Source organism: Mycobacterium timonense, assembly GCF_025821985.1.
GTDB lineage: Bacteria > Actinomycetota > Actinomycetes > Mycobacteriales > Mycobacteriaceae > Mycobacterium > Mycobacterium avium.
In genome coordinates, this window is sequence record NZ_JACKSY010000115.1 from 25,981 (window position 1) to 42,928 (window position 16,948).

Genomic DNA, 16,948 nt, shown 5'->3' on the forward strand with positions numbered 1-16,948 from the left:
CGAGGCCCGCAGCGAAAGCGCGGCACCGAGCGAATTCTATGCCTTCGATATGAGCCTCCCGGCCGCTGCTGATAACGATAATCATTTTCACTTATCTTTTCGGTGATTCCGCAAGCCCAACCAGCCCAGGAGTTGCCGTGACGACAGTGCCCGCGATGACCGCACCGATCTGGATGGCGTCCCCGCCGGAGGTGCACTCGGCGTTGTTGAGCAGCGGCCCCGGGCCGGCGTCGGTGTTCGCCGCCGCGGCGGCGTGGAGCGCGTTGGGCGCCGAATACGCCTCGGCGGCAGAGGAACTCAGTGGGTTACTGGCATCGGCGCAGGCCGGCGCGTGGCAGGGGCCGAGCGCCGAATCCTATGTCGCCGCGCACGGCCCGTATCTGGCATGGTTGACGCGGGCCAGCGCGCACAGCGCGGCGGCGGCCGCCCAGCACGAGACCGCGGGCACCGCCTATACCGCCGCGTTGGCGGCGATGCCGACGCTGCCGGAGCTGGCCGCCAACCACGCCGTCCACGGCGCGCTGGTGGCGACGAATTTCTTTGGGATCAACACCATTCCGATCGCCGTCAACGAGGCCGACTATGCGCGGATGTGGGTCCAGGCCGCCGGCACCATGGCGACGTATCAAGCGGTCTCCACCGCGGCGGTGGCAGCCGTCCCGCAGCCGGACCCGGCGCCGTCCATCCTGAAATCCACCGCGGCGCACGACCACGACGACCACGAGCACGGGGATGACCACGATCACGACCACGGGTTCGACAGCCCGCTCAACCAGTTCGTCGCCCAGATCCTGCGGCTGTTCGGCATCGACTGGGACCCGGTCGAGGGCACCCTCAACGGGTTGCCGTACGAGGCCTACACCAGCCCCGCCGACCCGCTGTGGTGGGTGGTGCGGGCCCTGGAGCTGTTTTCCGATTTCCAACAGTTCGGGGCCCTGCTGCAGGAAAACCCCGCGGCGGCTTTCCAATTCATCACCGAACTGGTGCTGCTCGACTGGCCGACCCACCTGGCCCAGCTCGCCAGTTGGCTTCCGACGCAACCCCAGCTGCTGTTGGTGCCCGCGCTCGTCGCCGCGGCGCCGTTCGGGGCGCTGGCCGGCTTCGCGGGCGTGGCCGGGCAGCCGCCCCTCCCCGCGCCGGTCGCGGAGCCGGCGACCCCATCCGCCGCGGCGCCGACCGGCCTGCCGGCGACGGCCGGCGCGACCCCGATCGCCGCTTCGGCCGCGGCTTCGGTGCCGGCGCCCGCGCCCACGCCTGCTCCTACGGCGGCCACCGTGTCCAGCCCGGCACCGCCGGCGCCACCGGCCCCGGGCGCGGCCCCGTTTGCGCCTCCCTACGCCGTCGCACCGCCCGGTGTTGGGTTCGGCTCGAAAGCGAGAGCGAGCGTCGACGCCCGCGCGAAAAGCAAGTCACCCCAACCGGATTCGAATGCGGTCGGCGCCGGGGCGGCCGTCCGGGAGGCGGCACATGCCCGGCGCCGCCAGCGGTCGCGGCGCCGCGGCGACGAATTCATGGACATGAATGTCGGCGTCGATCCGGACTGGGACGAGCCGGCGACGACGGCGTCCCCGCGCGGTGCCGGAAACCTGGGCTTCGCCGGCACGGCGCCCCGGGAAACCGTTGCGGCCGCGGGCCTGACCCAGCTGGCCGGGGATGAGTTCGGCGGCGGGGCCGGCATGCCCCTGCTCCCGGGCAGCTGGGCCCCGCCGGACCCGCGCGACAGCGGGGTCTGACGTCCGGCGCGCCGGCGATCGGTGGCGACATGTCCCTTCCGCATGGTGGAGTGGATACCGCCCGACCCCAACCACCGGAAGCGAGTGCCCGTGCTGGGTCTGCCCGAGAAAGTGCACGCCTGCCTGTTCGACCTCGACGGCGTGCTCACCGACACCGCCAGCGTGCACACCAAGGCCTGGAAGGCGATGTTCGACGCCTACCTGGCCGACCGGGCCAAGCGCACCGGCGAGACGTTCGTCCCGTTCGACCCGGCCGCCGACTACCGCAAATACGTCGACGGCAAGAAGCGCGAGGACGGGGTGCGGTCGTTCCTGCAGAGCCGCGGCATTCACCTGCCCGACGGCAGCCCGGACGACGCGGGAGACGCGGAGACGATCTACGGCCTGGGCAACCGCAAGAACGACATGTTCCAGAAGGTCCTCAAACAGGACGGCGTCAAGGTGTTCGACGGGTCGCGGCGCTACCTCGAGGCGGCCTCGGCCGCCGGCCTGGGCATCGCGGTGGTGTCGTCCAGCGCCAACACCCGCGACGTGCTCGAGGTCACCGGCCTGGACCGGTACGTGCAGCAGCGGGTGGACGGCATCACGCTGCGCGAGGAACACCTAGCCGGCAAGCCGGCGCCGGACTCCTTCCTGCGCGGGGCGCAGCTGCTCGACGTCCCCGCCGGCGCGGCGGCGGTGTTCGAGGACGCCTTGTCCGGGGTGGCGGCGGGGCGGGCCGGTAATTTCGGTTTCGTGGTAGGTGTCGACCGGGTGGGCCAGGCCGAGGATTTGCGCCGCAACGGCGCCGACGTGGTGGTCAGCGATCTCGCCGAGCTGCTGGCGTCATGATCGCCGACGAATCGTTTCCCGTCGACCCCTGGCACGTGCGCGAGACCCAGCTCAACCTCAACCTGCTGGCCCAGTCGGAATCCCTGTTCACCCTGTCCAACGGGCACATCGGGCTGCGCGGCAATCTGGACGAGGGCGAGCCCTACGGGCTGCCGGGCACCTACCTGAACTCCTTCTACGAGATCCGGCCGCTGCCCTACGCCGAGGCCGGCTACGGCTACCCGGAGGCCGGCCAGACGCTGGTCGACGTCACCAACGGCAAGATCATCCGGCTCCTGGTCGAGGACGAGCCCTTCGACGTCCGCTACGGCGAATTGCTTTCCCACGAGCGCACTCTCGACCTGCGCGGCGGAACGCTGACGCGAAGCGCGTACTGGCGCTCGCCCGCGGGCAAAGAGGTCAAGGTGGTCTCCACCCGGCTGGTGTCGCTGGCCCAACGCGGCGTCGCCGCCATCGAGTACGTCGTGCAAGCCGTCGGCGACTTCGTCCGGGTGACGGTGCAATCCGAATTGGTCACCAACGAGGACCAGCCGCAGACCTCGGGCGACCCGCGGGTGTCGGCCATCCTGGAGAACCCGCTCGAAGAGGTCGACCACGAAAACACCGACACCGGTGCGCTTCTCATGCACCGCACCCGCAGCAGCGCGCTGATGATGGCCGCCGGCATGGACCACGAGGTCGAGGTTCCCGGACGCGTGGAGGTCAGCACGGATTCGCGGGCCGACCTGGCGCGGACCACGGTGATCTGCGGGCTGCGCGCGGGACAGAAACTGCGCATCGTCAAATACCTCGCCTACGGGTGGTCGAGCATGCGCTCGCGGCCGGCGCTGCGCGACCAGGTGGCCGCCGCGCTGCACAGCGCCCGCTACACCGGATGGCCGGGGCTGCTGGAATCGCAACGCAAGTACCTGGACAACTTCTGGGACTGCGCCGATGTCGAGGTGGAGGGCGACCCCGAATCCCAGCAGGCCGTCCGCTTCGGGCTGTTCCACCTGTTGCAGGCCAGCGCCCGCGCCGAACGCCGCGCGATCGCCGCCAAAGGGCTCACCGGAACCGGGTATGACGGCCACGCCTTCTGGGACACCGAGGGATACGTGCTGCCGGTGCTGACCTACACCGCGCCGCACACCGTCGCCGACGCGCTGCGGTGGCGCGCCTCCACCCTGGACCTGGCCAAGGAGCGCGCGGCCGAGCTGGGCCTGGAGGGCGCCGCGTTTCCGTGGCGCACCATCCGCGGACAGGAATGCTCGGCCTACTGGCCGGCCGGCACGGCGGCCTGGCACATCAACGCCGACATCGCGATGGCCTTCGAGCGCTACCGCATCGTCACCGGCGACGACGACCTGGAGGCCGAGTGCGGGCTGCCGGTGCTGGTCGAAACCGCCCGGCTGTGGCTCTCGCTGGGCCACCACGACCGGCACGGCGTCTGGCACCTCGACGGCGTCACCGGCCCCGACGAGTACACCGCGGTGGTCCGCGACAACGTCTTCACCAACCTGATGGCCGCGCACAACCTGCGCGTCGCGGCCGAGGCCTGCAACCGCCACCCCGACGGGGCCAAGGCGCTGGGCGTCACCACTGAGGAGACCGCGGCGTGGCGCGACGCCGCCGACGCCGTCAAGATCCCCTACGACTCCGGCCTGGGCGTGCACCAGCAGTGCGAGGGCTTCACCACCTTCGCGGAATGGGACTTCGAGCACAACACCACCTACCCGCTGCTGCTGCACGAGGCCTACGTGCGCCTCTACCCGGCGCAGGTGATCAAGCAGGCCGACCTGGTGCTGGCGATGCACTGGCAGAGCCACGCGTTCACGCCCGAGCAGAAGGCCCGCAACGTCGACTACTACGAGCCGCGGATGGTGCGCGACTCGTCGCTGTCGGCGTGCACGCAAGCGGTGATGTGCGCCGAGGTCGGGCATCTGGAACTGGCCCACGACTACGCCTACGAGGCCGCCCTGATCGACCTGCGCGACCTGCACCACAACACCCGCGACGGCCTGCACATGGCCTCGCTGGCCGGCGCGTGGACGGCGCTGGTGTCCGGGTTCGGCGGGCTGCGCGACGACGAGGGCGTTCTGTCGCTGGATCCCCAACTGCCCGACGGGATTTCGCGGTTGCGGTTCCGGCTGCGGTGGCGCGATTTCCGGGTCACCGTGGACGTCAACCACGCCGATGTCACCTACACGCTGCGCGACGGGCCCGGCGGCGAGCTGACCATCCAGCACGCCGGCGCCGAGCTGGAGCTCAGCACCCAGTCCCCGACCACCGTCGCGGTGCGTCCCCGCAAGCCGCTGCTGCCGCCGCCGCAGCAACCGCCGGGCCGCGAGCCCACCCACCGGCGGGCGGTGTCGCGGTCGTCGCCGGGTCAGTGAGGGTCGGGGGACCTCAGGATCCGCTCCACCTCGGCGCCGGCCGCCCGGCGTAGCTCGGCGTCGGTCAGCTCCTCGATCCCCGTCGCCGCCCGCAGGATGGGCGCGAACAGCCGCCAACCGAACTGCAGCGCAAGGGCATTGGCGACGGCCAGGCGCGCGTGCAGCTCGTCGTCATGCAGCGGCCGCACCCCGTCGAGCAGGGTGGCGATGTTGGGAAAGCGCTTCTGCAGCTGTCCGGCCGGATACCCGTCGAGCACGGTGCGGGCCATCACCCGCATCTGCCGGTCCAGTGACTGCTCCACCACCTCCGCGGGCGTGTCGGTCGCCAGCAGGGCGCTCAGGTTGGCGCCCAGATGGTCGAGCACCGCGCCGACCAGTTGCTCCTTGGTGCCGAAGTGGCGGAACACCAGCCCGTGATTGACCCCGCAGCGCGCGGCGATGTCGCGGATCGACGTCGCGGCTGGTCCCCGTTCGGCGAACAGATCGGTGGCGGCCTCGAGGATCGCCGCGGCCACTTCCGCCCGGCCGGTGGGCGGTTTCCGGGGACGGGTTGCGGAAGTTGTAGTCATCTGACTACAGTAGCATTTGTAGTCAGTTGACTACACCCGTTTTGGGTCCCCTCTTCGAGCCAAGGACGACGACAATGACAGGTCAGATAACCGTCACCAAGCTGGGCAGCCGGATCGGCGCCCGGGTGGACGGGGTGCGCCTCGGCGGCGACCTCGACGACGCCACGGTCGAGCAGATCCGCCGCGCGCTGTTGACCCACAAGGTGATCTTCTTCCGTCACCAGCACCACCTCGACGACTCCCGGCAGCTCGAGTTCGCCAGGCTGCTGGGCACCCCCATCGGGCACCCGGCCGCCTCGGCGCTGGCCGCCAAGCACCTTCCGGTGATCACGCCCATCGACTCCGAGTATGGCAAGGCCACCCGCTGGCATACCGACGTGACGTTCGCCGCCAACTATCCGGCGGCCTCGATCCTGCGGGCGGTCACCCTGCCCAGCTACGGCGGCTCGACGCTGTGGGCCTCCACGGTCGCGGCCTACCAGCAGCTGCCCGAGCCGCTGCGGCACCTGACCGAAAACCTGTGGGCGCTGCACACCAACCGCTATGACTACGTGCGCACCGACCCCATGAACGACACCCAGCGGGCGTTTCGCCAGGCGTTCGAGAAGCCGGACTTTCGCACCGAGCACCCCGTGGTGCGGGTGCACCCGGAGACCGGGGAGCGCGCCCTGCTGGCCGGGGATTTCGTGCGCGGTTTCGTCGGCCTGGACGGCCACGAGTCCAGCGTGCTGCTGGAGCTACTGCAGCGGCGAATCACCATGCCGGAGAACACCGTTCGCTGGAGTTGGGCGCCGGGGGACGTCGCCATGTGGGACAACCGCGCCACCCAGCACCGGGCGATCGACGACTACGACGACCAGCCCCGGCTGATGCACCGCATCACATTGATGGGCGACGTGCCGGTCAACGTGCACGGCGAGCGCAGCCGGGTGATCAGCGGCGCCCCGCTCGAGGTGCTGGCCAGCTAGCGCTAGCTGGCCGAGCTGACCGGCTTGGTCGGTGTCCAGCGCAGCGCGCCCGGCGCCTCGGCCGGGACCACCGGCGCCTTGGGCGCGATCGGATCCATCCGCCGATACGGCTCGCCCTGCGCGGGGCGCTGGTCGTTCTCGCCGTTGTTGGGCCACAACGCCGCCGCCCGCTCGGCTTGGGCGGTGATGGACAGCGAGGGGTTGACGCCCAGGTTGGCCGAGATGGCGGCGCCGTCCACCACATACAGCGTCGGATAGCCGTAGACCCGGTGGTAGGGGTCGATGACGCCGTGCTCGGCGTCCTGGCCGATCACCGCGCCACCCAGGAAGTGCGCGGTCAGCGGGATGTTGAACAGCTCCCCCCAGGTGCCACCGGCCACGCCGTCGATCTTGGCGGCGATGCGCCGCGTGACCTCGTTGCCGACCGGGATCCAGGTGGGGTTCGGCTCGCCGTGGCCCTGTTTGCTGGTGTACCAACGGATTCCGAGCCTGCCGCGCTTGGTGAAGGTGGTGATCGAGTTGTCCAGGTGTTGCATCACCAGCGCGATCAGGGTGCGCTCGCTCCACTGATGGACATTGAGCAACCGCATCAACCGGCGCGGATCCTCGCGGGCCTGGTCCAGCAACTGCTTCCAGCGCGGCACGTCGGTGCCCTGCGGGCCGGCGCCGTCGGTCATCAGCGTCTGCAGCAGACCCATCGCGTTGGAGCCCTTGCCGTAGCGGACCGGCTCGATGTGGGTGTCCGGCGTCGGATGGATCGACGACGTGATGGCCACCCCGTGTGTCAGGTCCAGGTTGGGGTCGACCTCGAGCTTTCCGGCGCCGACGATGGACTCGGAGTTGGTGCGGGTCAGCACGCCCAGCCGGTTGGACAGCCGGGGCAGCCGGCCCTCGTCGCGCATCTTGAACAGCAGATGCTGGGTGCCCCAGGTGCCGGCGGCCAGGATCAGGTGCTTGGCGGTGTAGGTGCGCCTGTCGCGGCGCACCCAACTGCCGGTGCGCACCGTGCGGACCTGCCACAGCCCGTCCGGGCGTTGCTCGAACGCCTTCACCGTCGTCATCGGAAGCACTTGCGCCCCAGCCGATTCCGCGAGACCCAGGTAGTTCTTCAGCAGGGTGTTCTTGGCGCCGTAGCGGCAGCCGGTCATGCAGCAGCCGCACTCCAGGCAGCCGGTGCGTTCCGGCCCGGCGCCGCCGAAGTACGGGTCCGGCACGGTCTTGCCGGGGGCCTTGGTGCCGTCGGGGCCGAAGAACACTCCGACCGGGGTGGGCACGAACGTGTCGCCGCAGCCCATCTCGTCGGCGACCTCTTTGACGATCCGGTCGGCGTCGGTGAAGGTCGGGTTGGTCACCACGCCCAGCATCCGCTGGGCCTGGTCGTAGTGCGGCATCAGCTCGTCGCGCCAGTCGGTGATGTGCGCCCACTGCTGGTCTTTGAAGAACGGCTCCGGCGGCACGTAGAGGGTGTTGGCGTAGTTCAGCGAGCCGCCGCCCACCCCCGCGCCGGCCAGGATCAGCACGTTCTTGAGCGGGTGGATGCGCTGGATGCCGTAGCAGCCCAGCTTCGGCGCCCACAGGAACTTGCGCAGGTCCCAGGATGTCTCGGCGAAATCCTCGTCGGCGAACCGGCGGCCGGCCTCCAGCACGCCCACCCGGTAGCCCTTCTCGGTCAGCCGCAACGCGCTGACGCTGCCCCCGAAACCCGAACCGATGATCAGGACGTCGTAATCCGGCTTCATCGCACCAGTATGGCCTTACCCGCCGGTAACAAGCCAGGGGCCTCCGGCCGCCGCGCCCGAGCGTCACGCTGGCGTGACGCTCGGCGCCGGCCGTCACGCCAGCGTGACGGCCGGCCGGTGGCCCAAGGCGCAAGGGCGGCCCAAGGCGGAAGGGCGCCTCAAGGCGCGACTAGCTGCCGACCGTCAGGCCCACCTTCTGGAATTCCTTGAGATCGCAGTAACCGGCCTTCGCCATCGACCGGCGCAGCCCGCCGACCAGGTTCAGCGAGCCGAACGGGTCGTCGGACGGCCCGTTGAGCACCTGGCGCAGCGGCGGGCGCTCCCCGATCGCGACCTGCAGCAGCGCGCCGCGCGGCAGCGACGGGTGCGCGGCGGCGGCCGGCCAGAACCAGCCCTCGCCGAGCGCCTCGGCGGCCTCGGCGAGCGGGGTGCCCAGCACCACCGCGTCGGCGCCGCAGGCGATCGCCTTGGCCAGCTCGCCGGAGGTGTGGATGTCGCCGTCGGCCAGCACGTGCACGTAGCGGCCGCCGGTCTCGTCGAGGTACTCCCGGCGCGCGGCGGCGGCGTCGGCGATCGCGGTGGCCATTGGCACGCTGATGCCCAGCACCTCGTCGCTGGTGGTCACGCCGCGGGTGGCGCCGTAGCCGACGATGACGCCGGCGGCGCCGGTGCGCATCAGGTGCAGCGCGGTGCGGTGGTCCTGCACGCCGCCGGCGACCACCGGCACGTCGAGCTCGGAGATGAAGGTCTTGAGGTTCAGCGGCTCGCCGTCGCTAGCCACTCTTTCGGCGGAGACGATGGTGCCCTGGATGACCAGCAGGTCGATGCCGGCCTGCAGCAGGACCGGGGTGAGTGCCTGGGCGTTTTGCGGGCTGACCCGCACCGCGGTGGTCACCCCGGCCTCCCGGATGCGGGCGACGGCCGAGCCCAGCAGGTCGGGGTTGAGCGGCGCGGCGTGCAGCTCCTGCAGCAGCCGGATCGCCGCGGAGGGTTCGGGTTCCTTGCTGGCGGCCTCGACCAGCTGAGCGATCTTGGCCTCGACGTCGGCGTGCCGGCCGATGAGGCCCTCGCCGTTGAGCACGCCCAGGCCGCCGAGTCGGCCCAGCTCGATGGCGAACTCCGGTGACACCAGCGCGTCGGTCGGGTGCGCCAGCACCGGGATCTCGAACCGGTAGGCGTCCAGCTGCCAGGCCGTCGACACGTCCTGCGAGGAGCGGGTGCGCCGGGAGGCCACGATGCTGACTTCGCTCAGTTCATAGCTGCGACGGGCGGTGCGGCCCATCCCGATCTCGACCATGTGGGCCTCAGCGCGCGTAGTAGTTGGGGGCTTCGACGGTCATGGCGACGTCGTGCGGGTGGCTTTCCCGCAGGCCCGCCGCCGTGATCCGGACGAACTGCGCCTGTTGCAGCGCCTCGATGGTCGGTGAGCCCGTGTAACCCATCGCCGCCCGCAGGCCGCCGGTGAGTTGGTGGATCACCGAGGACAGCGGGCCGCGGAACGGCACCCGGCCCTCGATGCCCTCGGGCACCAGCTTGTCCTCGGAGAGGGCGTCGTCGGCGAAGTAGCGGTCCTTGGAGTAGGACTTGCCGGCGCCAGAACCGCGGCCGGCCATCGCGCCCAGCGACCCCATGCCGCGGTAGCTCTTGAACTGCTTGCCGTTGACGAAGATCAGCTCGCCGGGCGCTTCGGCGGTGCCGGCCAGCAGCGAGCCCAGCATGGCCGTCGACGCGCCGGCGGCCAGCGCCTTGGCGATGTCGCCGGAGTACTGCAGCCCGCCGTCGGCGATCACCGGCACGCCCGCCGGCCCGCAGGCAGCCACGGCTTCCAGGATCGCGGTGATCTGTGGCGCGCCGACGCCGGCCACCACCCGGGTGGTGCAGATCGAGCCGGGCCCCACCCCCACCTTCACCGCGTCGGCGCCGGCGGCCACCAGGGCGGCGGCCGCGGCCCGGGTGGCGACGTTGCCGCCGATCACCTCGACGCGCTCGCCCACCTCGGCCTTGAGTTTGCCGACCATGTCGAGCACCAGCCGGTTGTGCGCATGCGCGGTGTCCACGACCAGCACGTCCACCCCGGCGTCGACCAGCATCATGGCCCGCACCCAGGCGTCGCCGCCGACCCCGACGGCCGCGCCGACCAGCAGCCGGCCGTCGCTGTCCTTGGTGGCCAGCGGGTGCTGTTCGGTCTTGACGAAGTCCTTGACGGTGATCAGCCCGGTGAGCCGGCCGTGCCCGTCGACGATGGGCAGCTTCTCGATCTTGTTGCGCCGCAACAGCCCCAGCGCCGCGTCGGCGGACACGCCCTCCTGGGCGGTGATCAGCGGGGCCTTGGTCATCACCTCGGCGACCTTCTTGGTCTGGTCGACCTCGAACCGCATGTCGCGGTTGGTGATGATGCCGACCAGCGCGCCGGAGTCGTCCACCACCGGCAGCCCGGAGATGCGGAACCGCGCGCACAGCGCGTCGACCTGGGCCAGCGTGTTGTCGGGGCGGCAGGTGACCGGGTCGGTGACCATGCCGGCCTCGGAGCGCTTGACCATCTCGACCTGGCCGGCCTGTTCGGCCACCGGCAGGTTGCGGTGCAGCACGCCCATGCCGCCCGCCCGGGCCATCGCGATGGCCATCCGCGACTCGGTGACGGTGTCCATCGCCGAGCTGACCAGCGGCACCTTGAGCCTGATCTTCTTGGTGAGCTGGCTGGAGGTGTCGGCGGTGGCGGGCACCACGTCGGAGGCCGCGGGCAGCAGCAGCACGTCGTCGAACGTCAGGCCGAGCATGGCGATCTTGTGCGGGTTGTCGCCCCCGGTGGGCACCGGATCGTCGACGAGGCCACCCACCCGCACGTAGGCACTGCCAACCAGGTCAGAGCTGTCTTCCAGGTGGGACGTGCCACGGGTCATCAGTGGGGTCCTCCATACGATGCGGGGTGAGAGACCCATCCTATCGGCTCGGCCGCCCCGGCAGTCCGCTTGCTCGGGCGCGCCGCGCGGGCCAAACGGAACCCGAACGGCGGGTTGCTCCCTGCTGGCGTTATCCCGGCCGGGCTGCGTAGGCTAGAGGCGTGCGCGACCACCTCCCACCGGGTTTGCCGCCCGATCCTTTCGCCGACGACCCCTGTGATCCGTCGGCGGCGCTGGATGCCGTCGAGCCGGGACAGCCGCTGGATCAGCAGGAGCGGATGGCCGTCGAGGCCGACCTCGCCGATCTGGCCGTGTACGAGGCGCTGCTGGCGCACAAGGGTATTCGCGGACTCGTGGTGTGCTGCGACGAGTGCCAGCAGGATCACTACCACGACTGGGACATGCTGCGGGCCAACCTGCTGCAGCTGTTGATCGACGGCACCGTGCGCCCGCACGAGCCCGCCTACGACCCCGAGCCGGACGCCTACGTGACGTGGGATTACTGCCGGGGCTACGCCGACGCCTCACTCAACGAGGCGACGTCGGACGCCGACGGCTTCCACCGCCGGCACTGATTCACTGATTCGGATTCACCGGCGCCACCGCGGGTGGCTGGCCGTGGTGGTGATGCTTGCCCACTGACGGGCTCGGCGACGGGGTCGACACGGGCGCCGGACTGAGCGGGGCGGGCGGTGCCGCCGGGGTCGGCGCGATCGACGCGGCCGGCGGCGGCGCGGCCGGCACGGCGACCGACGGGGCCATCGAGGGGGCCGCCGCGGGCAGCGTGGCATTGGGGTTGCGCGTGTCGACCTTGGCGTTGAGCAGGTTCAGCTGCGTCATCAGGTCCTGTTTGGTGGCCGGGTCGTCGATCGAGGCGACCAGGCTGCTCACCTCGGTCAGCTGCGTGCGGGCCTGATCCCACTGCCCCTTGTCGATCGATTCGGCCACCTTGGCGAGGTCGGCCTTGGCCGCCAGCATGACCTGGTCCTTTTCGTTGACCCGCGGCTGGTCGAAGAACATCGCGTGCAGCCCGTACAGGGTGCTGCCGGGGCGGGCCTCGACCACCATCGCGCCGAAGCCGCTGAGCAGCATCAGCGTGGCCGCGACGGACCCCACCACGGCCAGGCCGCGGTGGCCGCGGCGGCGTTCGGCCAGGCCGGCGCGCAGCGCGTTGACCGCCTCCTCGGGCGTCACCAACGCGCTGGCCGGCGGCCACCGCAGGTTGTCGCGCCAGTCCTCCAGCAGGGTGGTCAACATCTGGAAGTCGGGGTCGTCGGGGTCCTCGACCTGTCCCCGGGGAACCGGCCGGCGCTGGGCGAGCGCATCGAGGAGCAGGTCGGTGCGGGCGAATTCATCCAGGGATTCAGGCACAGTCACCTGCCGCGATCATCTCGGACTTCAACCGCGACAGTGCGCGGTGCTGGGCGACGCGGACCGCGCCGGTGGTGCTGCCGACGGCGGCCGCGGTCTCCTCGGCGGACAGGCCGACCACGACGCGCAGGATCAGGATCTCGCGCTGCTTGGCCGGCAGGATTTCCAACAGTTCACTCATCCGGCTCACCGAATCCGCTTCGATGGCAAGCTGTTCGGGCCCCGCATCGTTGGACCAGCGATCGGGGATGGACTCGGTCGGGTAGGCGAGGTCGCGGCCGGCGGCCCGGTGCGCATCGGCCACCTTGTGGGCCGCGATGCCGTACAGGAAAGCCAGGAAGGGGCGCCCGCGGTCGCGATACCGCGGCAGCGCCGTGATGGTCGCCAAGCACACCTCCTGTGCCACGTCGTCGGCTGACAGGCCACCCCGCTCGACCGTGCCGACGCGTGCCCGGCAATATCGCACGACGATCGGGCGGATGGTCTCCAGCACCTCCCGGAGTGCGTTGTGGTCTCCCGTCACGGCCTTGGCGACCACAGCATCGAGACGTTCCCCTGCTGGAATTGTCATCGACGGTGATATCTCCAACGTTACGAAGCGGACACATCGCGGGCCAACCGGGCTAACTAACGAAATGACAATAACGGGCCGACGGCCGTTTCAAGCGGAACGCCACGTTCCACCGGCGCGCCGCACCTGGCCTGCGCAGACTTCCCGGATTTCGTGCAGTTGCCGTGACGAAAACTCCACACTTCCGATATCGATCAGCAAGCACGCCAGCGCCCAGCGCAGCGGCACCAGCCGCAGCCGGGCGGTGGTGTGCAGCGCGGTGTCGGCGACCGCGCGGGCCCGCTCGATATCCCCGGCGCTGCACAGCGCGGCGGCCAGCACCACCTCGCTTTTGACCTGGTGGCGCGCCGCCGCCCCGGCCGCACCCAAGGCCGTGGCCGCCGCCGCCTCGACCGCCTCCCCGGCGCGCCGGACGGCGAGTTCGCCGTCGCCGCGGGCCATCGCGAGTTCGGCGGCCACCCAACCGCGGCGCACCGAAATACGCTGGGGCACAATGTTTTCCGAGTCCAGCAGCGGCTCGACGCGGGCCAGCAGCGCCGCCGCGGCCGCGAAGCGGCCGACGCCCAGCGCATCGGCGGCCAGCCCGATCAGCGCGTCGGCGCCCGCCTCGGGGTCGTCGCCGGCCAGCGCCAGGGCGCGTCCGTCCCAGCCCCGCGCCAGCGCGTGCCACCCGAGTTGGCGCAGGAACGACCCCTGGGTGCTGTGCGCCAGCGAGGCGAGCCGCCCAGCGGTCGCGGTGCGGCGCAGCCGGGCCAGATCGTGCAGCGCGGCGCCGTAACGTCCCTGTCCCCCGGCGGCGACGGCGCGCAACCACAGCTGCGCGGGCGTGCCCGCCGCGGGCAGGGGCCAGCGGTCGGGCCGGTCGCCGAATGCGGCCTCGGCCAACAACCGGTCGACGGAGCCGTCAACGTTGGCCTGCACCGCGCCCCCGACCGCCGAAGTGTGACGAGTTTCAATCACAATGATGTAGTAAACAGTTTGTGGTCTTCTTGTTACCGATCCGTTAATGACTATAGCCCATGGATAAATTCCACCGGACCGTCGCCCGCGCGCTGAGCTGGGAAATCACGTTTCGATCAAGTGCCTGGTAGCACGGTATTGCTTTGGCAATTTCAGCGGACATGAACGCAACGTTAATTTTGCGCGGACGGACACATACTTTGCCGGGCTAAGTGGCTATTGACGGAAATTCGCCGTCCCCCCTACCGTCTAGGCGAGACGGGTAGTCATCGGGGACTCCGCTCCACTTAATTTAAGTTGCACACCATCGCTTTCACGACCTGACCTCGAGTGGGCGGTGCAGAGAGGGAACGAACCAATGCCACAGCCGGAGCAGCTACCTGGGCCCAACGCCGACATCTGGAATTGGCAATTGCACGGCTTGTGCCGCGGTGTCGACTCGTCGATGTTCTTCCATCCCGACGGCGAACGCGGCCGCGCCCGCATGCAGCGCGAGCAGCGGGCCAAGGAAATGTGCCGGCAGTGCCCGGTCATCCAGGAGTGCCGCTCGCACGCGCTGGAAGTCGGCGAGCCGTACGGGGTTTGGGGCGGCCTGTCGGAATCCGAGCGTGACCTGTTGCTCAAGGGCGAGATCGGCCGCGGGCGCGGTATCCGCCGCTCGGCCTGAGACCGCCGTTTCGGCCTGCGCCGATCCGGGTAGGCAGCGCCCATGCACAAGGGCGCAACCTTCGCGGTGGTGGCGGTCACCGCGGCCATCGCACCGCTGGCCGCCTGCGCGAACCAGCAGAGCAGCCAACCCAACACCGCACCGCTGACCAGCTCGGTGCCCGGATCGGAGCGGTTGACCACCCAGCTCAAGACCGCCGAGGGGATCCCGGTCGCCAACGCCAGCTTCGAATTCGCGAACGGCTATGCGACGGTGACCGTGGAAGCCGGCCCGAACCAGGTGCTGAGCCCCGGGTTCCACGGCCTGCAGATCCACGCGGTGGGCAAGTGCGAGGCGAATTCGACTGCGCCGACGGGCGGTTCGACCGGTGACTTCGAATCCGCCGGCGCCGTCTATCAGGCGCCGGACCACACCGGCTATCCCGCCAGCGGCGATCTGACCGCGCTGCAGGTGCGCTCCGACGGCTCGGCGAAACTGGTCACCACCAGCAACGCGTTCACCGCCGCGGACCTGAGGACCAGCTCGGGCAGCGCGCTGATCCTGCACCAGAACGCGAACAACCTGGCCAACACGCCCGCCGCCGATTCCGGTAAACGGCTGGCCTGCGGGGTAATCGCGGCGTCGTCGGCCACCTCCACCACGACCACGCCGACGACCAGCGTCACCACGAGCACCACCACCGTCGCGGTGCCGCCGCCGTCGACGAGCACGAGCACCAGCACGGTCACGGTCACCGGCACCCCGACCGCGACGTCCACCCCGACCACCACCGTGACCACGCCGCCCAGCCTGCCGCCCGGGCGGTGACGCTCAAGCCCACGGGCTGCTCACCGGGTGCTGCTCGGCCTGCTGTGGCCGCACCTCCACTTGCCGGCGCCTGGGGCGTCACGGCGGTGGCCCTTGTCCCTCTCGGTGTGCATCGTGGTGGGCATCGTCATCAGCATCATTGGGCTCTGACGGCGCTACCGCGCGTGCACGTCCGGCGTGCGGACATGCTCGGGACGGAAACCGCGGCCGACCACAAGTGGCGGAATGGCTTGCAGCGGACCAAAACCCACGATCTTCGGGACGTGGATCGGGGATAGGTCACCGTTCAGGTTCGGCGCGATCGCGTTGTCCTGCATCAGGACCTGGACGGCCTGCACGATGCGGGTGGGCAGTTCGCGTCGCCGCTGCACCTTCGCCAGATCGCGATCGGTCACCCGGCCCTGTTGCAGCGGCGCGCACAGGATGTTGGCGGCGGCCACCGCGTCGGCGACGGCGAGGTTGATCCCGACGCCGCCGGCCGGCGACATGGCGTGCGCGGCGTCGCCGATGCACAAAAGGCCGGTGCGCCACCATGTTTCGAGCCTGTCCACCCGGACGTCGAGCTCGCTGGTGTCGTCCCACGAGGTCAGGTCGTTCACGTGTTCGCGCAACCGCGGCTGCGCGGTGACGATCCGTTCCTTGAACTCCTCCAACGATCCGCCCTTGGGGCTGGCGCCCTTCGGCATCAGATAGGCGACTTGCCAGTAGTCGCCGCGGTAGATCATGGCCATCATCAGGCCCTTACGGAACACGCCGAACAGCTCCCGGGGGTCGCCCGGACGCCATTTCAGCCGAAACCACAGCACGTCCATCGGCGAGTGCGCCTGGGCCGTCCGCAGCCCCGCGGCGGCGCGCACCGCGGATTTGCGTCCGTCCGCGGCGATCACCAGATCCGCTCGCACCTCGTCGTGGGGGGTGCGCACGCCGGCCACTCGATCGTCCTCGAGGATCAGGTCGGTCACTTCGGCGTTGCGGATAAGCGTGAATTCCGGGTAGGCAGAAGCCTTTTCGGCGATGAAGTCGAGAAAGTCCCACTGCGGCATCATGGCGATATAGGGCTGGTTGAAACCGAGCCGCTTGAGCACTTTGAAGTTGCCGAAGGTGCGAATCGAGCCGTCGGTGTCGAAGGCGACGGTGTCGATCTTGGTGTGCGGCAGGCGCAGGAACTCGTCGATGAGGCCCAGCTCGTCCATGATCCGCAGCGTGGTCGGATGCACGGTGTCGCCGCGGAAGTCGCGCAGGAAGTCGTTGTGCTTTTCCAAGACGACGACCGGGATTCCGGCCCGGGCGAGCAGCAGCGCGTGCACCATCCCGGCGGGACCGCCCCCGGCAACGCACACTTGAGTCCGGATCACTTGCGCAGGCTACCTCAGGCCGCGATCCGGTCCGGGCTCATCCGGCACGACCCGCCGCCCGAAACGAAACACCCCCGATCCCGAACGGACCGGGGGTGTTTCGCA

15 protein-coding genes are annotated in these 16,948 nt (G+C 70.2%); 7 read left to right on the forward strand and 8 right to left on the reverse strand.

All coding sequences use genetic code 11. The annotated features are described in order from the left end of the window. Positions 1 to 155 precede the first annotated feature (155 nt). From H7I87_RS27725 to H7I87_RS27735, 3 genes are read left to right on the forward strand one after another with little or no spacing between them, the layout of a single operon-like run. Positions 156 to 1,733, forward strand: a complete 1,578-nt coding sequence (locus H7I87_RS27725) for a PPE family protein (protein ID WP_062909449.1) — start codon at positions 156 to 158, stop codon at positions 1,731 to 1,733. Between the two features lie 42 nt (positions 1,734 to 1,775). Further along, a complete protein-coding gene (locus H7I87_RS27730; protein ID WP_019731770.1) occupies positions 1,776 to 2,564 on the forward strand; it encodes a beta-phosphoglucomutase family hydrolase in 789 nt (262 codons plus the stop codon). After that, complete coding sequence (locus tag H7I87_RS27735) at positions 2,561 to 4,936, forward strand: glycoside hydrolase family 65 protein (protein ID WP_023862262.1); 2,376 nt, start codon at positions 2,561 to 2,563, stop codon at positions 4,934 to 4,936. The genes H7I87_RS27730 and H7I87_RS27735 overlap by 4 nt, the downstream gene beginning before the upstream one ends. Here H7I87_RS27735 and H7I87_RS27740 read toward each other — a convergent pair. After that, entirely contained in the window at positions 4,930 to 5,505 is a 576-nt protein-coding gene (locus H7I87_RS27740; protein ID WP_009978885.1) for a TetR/AcrR family transcriptional regulator, read from the reverse strand. The two genes, H7I87_RS27735 and H7I87_RS27740, sit on opposite strands and share 7 nt — an antisense overlap. Before the next feature lie 74 nt (positions 5,506 to 5,579). Here H7I87_RS27740 and H7I87_RS27745 point away from each other — a divergent pair, with 74 nt between their 5' ends. Continuing rightward, positions 5,580 to 6,473: a TauD/TfdA dioxygenase family protein gene (locus tag H7I87_RS27745; protein WP_009978887.1), complete on the forward strand. Its 894-nt coding sequence runs from the start codon at positions 5,580 to 5,582 to the stop codon at positions 6,471 to 6,473. Between the two features lie 2 nt (positions 6,474 to 6,475). Here the strand turns inward: H7I87_RS27745 and H7I87_RS27750 are convergent, their stop codons facing one another. The 3 genes from H7I87_RS27750 to guaB all read right to left on the reverse strand — a co-directional run bounded on the left by H7I87_RS27750 (position 6,476) and on the right by guaB (position 11,112). After that, positions 6,476 to 8,212 (reverse strand): GMC oxidoreductase, encoded by a 1,737-nt coding sequence (locus H7I87_RS27750; protein ID WP_011726023.1) that lies wholly within the window; start codon positions 8,210 to 8,212, stop codon positions 6,476 to 6,478. Positions 8,213 to 8,381: 169 nt separating this feature from the next. Then, positions 8,382 to 9,509, reverse strand: coding sequence for a GuaB3 family IMP dehydrogenase-related protein (locus H7I87_RS27755; protein WP_003879524.1), 1,128 nt, complete (start codon positions 9,507 to 9,509; stop codon positions 8,382 to 8,384). Positions 9,510 to 9,516: 7 nt separating this feature from the next. Beyond that, positions 9,517 to 11,112, reverse strand: a complete 1,596-nt coding sequence (gene guaB, locus H7I87_RS27760; protein WP_003874394.1) for an IMP dehydrogenase — start codon at positions 11,110 to 11,112, stop codon at positions 9,517 to 9,519. Between the two features lie 161 nt (positions 11,113 to 11,273). Here guaB and H7I87_RS27765 point away from each other — a divergent pair, with 161 nt between their 5' ends. Further along, positions 11,274 to 11,687 carry a DUF5319 domain-containing protein gene (locus H7I87_RS27765; RefSeq protein ID WP_003879523.1) on the forward strand — a complete coding sequence of 138 codons (414 nt, stop codon included), beginning with the start codon at positions 11,274 to 11,276 and terminating at the stop codon, positions 11,685 to 11,687. 1 nt (position 11,688) lies between these two features. Here H7I87_RS27765 and H7I87_RS27770 read toward each other — a convergent pair whose 3' ends face one another. The 3 genes from H7I87_RS27770 to H7I87_RS27780 all read right to left on the reverse strand — a co-directional run bounded on the left by H7I87_RS27770 (position 11,689) and on the right by H7I87_RS27780 (position 13,975). After that, positions 11,689 to 12,489: an anti-sigma-D factor RsdA gene (locus H7I87_RS27770; protein WP_011726025.1), complete on the reverse strand. Its 801-nt coding sequence runs from the start codon at positions 12,487 to 12,489 to the stop codon at positions 11,689 to 11,691. Beyond that, complete coding sequence (locus H7I87_RS27775) at positions 12,476 to 13,054, reverse strand: sigma-70 family RNA polymerase sigma factor (RefSeq protein WP_011726026.1); 579 nt, start codon at positions 13,052 to 13,054, stop codon at positions 12,476 to 12,478. Before H7I87_RS27775 ends, H7I87_RS27770 begins: the two co-directional genes overlap by 14 nt. A 90-nt stretch (positions 13,055 to 13,144) precedes the next feature. Then, positions 13,145 to 13,975, reverse strand: a complete 831-nt coding sequence (locus H7I87_RS27780) for a hypothetical protein (protein ID WP_011726027.1) — start codon at positions 13,973 to 13,975, stop codon at positions 13,145 to 13,147. 397 nt (positions 13,976 to 14,372) lie between these two features. Here H7I87_RS27780 and H7I87_RS27785 point away from each other — a divergent pair, with 397 nt between their 5' ends. After that, on the forward strand, positions 14,373 to 14,681 hold the full coding sequence (locus H7I87_RS27785) for a WhiB family transcriptional regulator (RefSeq protein WP_003874400.1): 309 nt from the start codon (positions 14,373 to 14,375) through the stop codon (positions 14,679 to 14,681). 42 nt (positions 14,682 to 14,723) lie between these two features. Beyond that, complete coding sequence (locus tag H7I87_RS27790) at positions 14,724 to 15,488, forward strand: superoxide dismutase family protein (RefSeq protein WP_011726029.1); 765 nt, start codon at positions 14,724 to 14,726, stop codon at positions 15,486 to 15,488. A gap of 155 nt (positions 15,489 to 15,643) precedes the next feature. On the opposite strand, the gene H7I87_RS27795 is transcribed toward H7I87_RS27790, so the two are convergent. Continuing rightward, positions 15,644 to 16,843, reverse strand: coding sequence for an FAD-dependent oxidoreductase (locus H7I87_RS27795; protein WP_023862261.1), 1,200 nt, complete (start codon positions 16,841 to 16,843; stop codon positions 15,644 to 15,646). Between the last annotated feature and the right edge of the window lie 105 nt (positions 16,844 to 16,948).